The 2028-nt window shown below is 40.9% G+C and carries 2 protein-coding genes; one reads left to right on the top strand and one right to left on the bottom strand.

The annotated features are described in order from the left end of the window. The first annotated feature begins 1037 nt into the window (after positions 1 to 1037). Positions 1038 to 1562 (top strand): DUF3253 domain-containing protein, encoded by a 525-nt coding sequence (locus WBA23_RS19915; RefSeq protein ID WP_424584035.1) that lies wholly within the window; start codon positions 1038 to 1040, stop codon positions 1560 to 1562. A 230-nt stretch (positions 1563 to 1792) separates the two neighbouring features. Here the strand turns inward: WBA23_RS19915 and WBA23_RS19910 are convergent. Next, positions 1793 to 2028, bottom strand: a 236-nt coding sequence (locus WBA23_RS19910; RefSeq protein ID WP_424584034.1) for a hypothetical protein, incomplete at its 5' end; no start/stop codon positions are given.

Here is a 2028-nt window from a genome sequence, read left to right as displayed (position 1 = left end):
AGTAAAGTCATTATAAGTTCTTCACGACTAAAACCGGGGGGCAAGTAAGCATCTTATTGAAGTTTTGATGAACCCAATAATACGATTTACTGCTTCGTTGCCAAATTTTTAATCTGCTCATCCTTATTTAAAATACTCTACCTGATTACAGAGCCTCACTCTATGCATCTTTCATTCAGCTAACGCGAAAATCCCTAAATTCTTAGGACTTGAGGGTTTATATTATTCTACCGACTATTCGTCCACCCCCAAGATATGCATAGAATTACGGAGAAAATGTGTCCATGTCGTGGTCCATTTTCTTTTTCTATATTTGGACACAAAATAGTTGTAAATATTTGATTTTCAGATACTAGCATTCATAAAAGTTAGTCCTTTTTACACTAATTTAGTATCCATTCTGTGGCCATTTCAGCATGGATAGCTACCACGGTTCGCTGCGCGATGCAAAACTTCTTAAAATGTAAGATTCATGCGATCAAACAGATATTAGAAGCGACGACTCATGGGCTGGGTACGGTGCGCGCACAAGGTTCGACTTAAAGCGAGTACAGCGGAAGCCTGATCTGGCGACTTTTAGGCAGGATTGGAGTAATAAGAGAGTGGTAAAATAAGAAGAAAGGCGCTCTGTTAATTTTTACTCCAATCCTTCAATATTCAAGCTTTATCATTGGGGATAATAAATCTCCTCGCCTAGGGAATTAAGTTTTGACGGCTTTCACCCTTTGAACATTCGGGACTATATTGGCCATTCAAAGCTTACATAATAGGTCTTAATGAACCTAGCTCTGTAAAGCTAAAATACTATTGGTACTACGTAGAAAAGCGTGAAATGAAAGCACAATAGCCATCCAGTAGATACCAAAAGGCAATCGTCGTTCTGCGTCATATAAGGAAATTTTGACTTTAGGATAAAAAGACCGTTCATTAGATTATCAGCTAGTATACTAGCTGATGGCGTACATTGAGGTGTGAAACTATAGAGGGTAGTAACGCTACTTAGTGGAATCATTTAATTCGTTAATGTTAACAATCACGTGAAGGATTATACCACAACGGAAGATGGGCACTATATCATCATTAATGGCCGTAAATGGAGGGCTAGTGATCCCAGCATACCCAAGGCATTACGATCTCAGTTAGTGGCTGTACTCATGAAGGCAAGAAGCGATGTAGCCAAAGCCCTTCGTTCCAACGATAAAATCTTGGAGAAAAATGCTCGATCTCGGGTAAATGATGCAAAAATATCGCTTGGGGAACGAGGAGCTGTTTGGTGGGAACCGTATGATGACACTGCCCTGAGAAGTAGGCTTAAAAGCTCTATGCTAACGCTGTTGCGCCATCGTGAACCGGGGAAGTCTATTTGTCCAAGTGAAGCAGCGCGGGTGATTGGTTCCCCAGATCATTGGCGAACGATAATGCCTATTGCGCGAGAAGTAGCGGTGGAGCTGGCTAACAAGGGCATTTTGACAATAACCCGTGGTAATCAACTACTTGATCCAGAAGATTTAGGTAAGGGCCATATTCGCATTCGACACGGCGAATCATTTGATAATCAATAAAAACTACAAGTTGCAGCTTGTGTATACTGAATCATATCCACCTTACTAATAGTCGCATTAAAGCAGTATAGTCGTGCCAAAAGAGTTCTTTTGCCAATAGTTCTACTAGAAAGTAGTACAGCCGATCAGCCTTCCGCGTAGATTAAGCACCTAGTTACTATGCCGGTGCCGCAGGCAGTCATTACCTAAGCAAGTGCGTCAACCTGTAAGTGGCGATCAATAATTATGATCTAGTAGAAGGGAATACATCCTTCAGCGGTGATCAGTTCGTTATGACTTTTCATCTTCCAGTATTCTATCTGGCCGGACGTGAAAAAATCAACTACGTGTTTAACATCTTGATGTTCTGACAGATCGCTGTGCCAGTTAGCCGAAAAATACGGATGTCTATCTTCGTATTTGGACAGTAATGAGGAATCAGTCCAAATTACAAATGAATACGCTTTCAGTACATTGCCTAAAGTAG

Origin of the sequence: Tunicatimonas sp., assembly GCF_049647865.1 — a bacterium.
Lineage (GTDB): Bacteria > Bacteroidota > Bacteroidia > Cytophagales > Cyclobacteriaceae > Tunicatimonas.
Note: the sequence above shows the minus strand (reverse complement) of the source record. Positions and strands in the feature narration are given on the sequence as shown.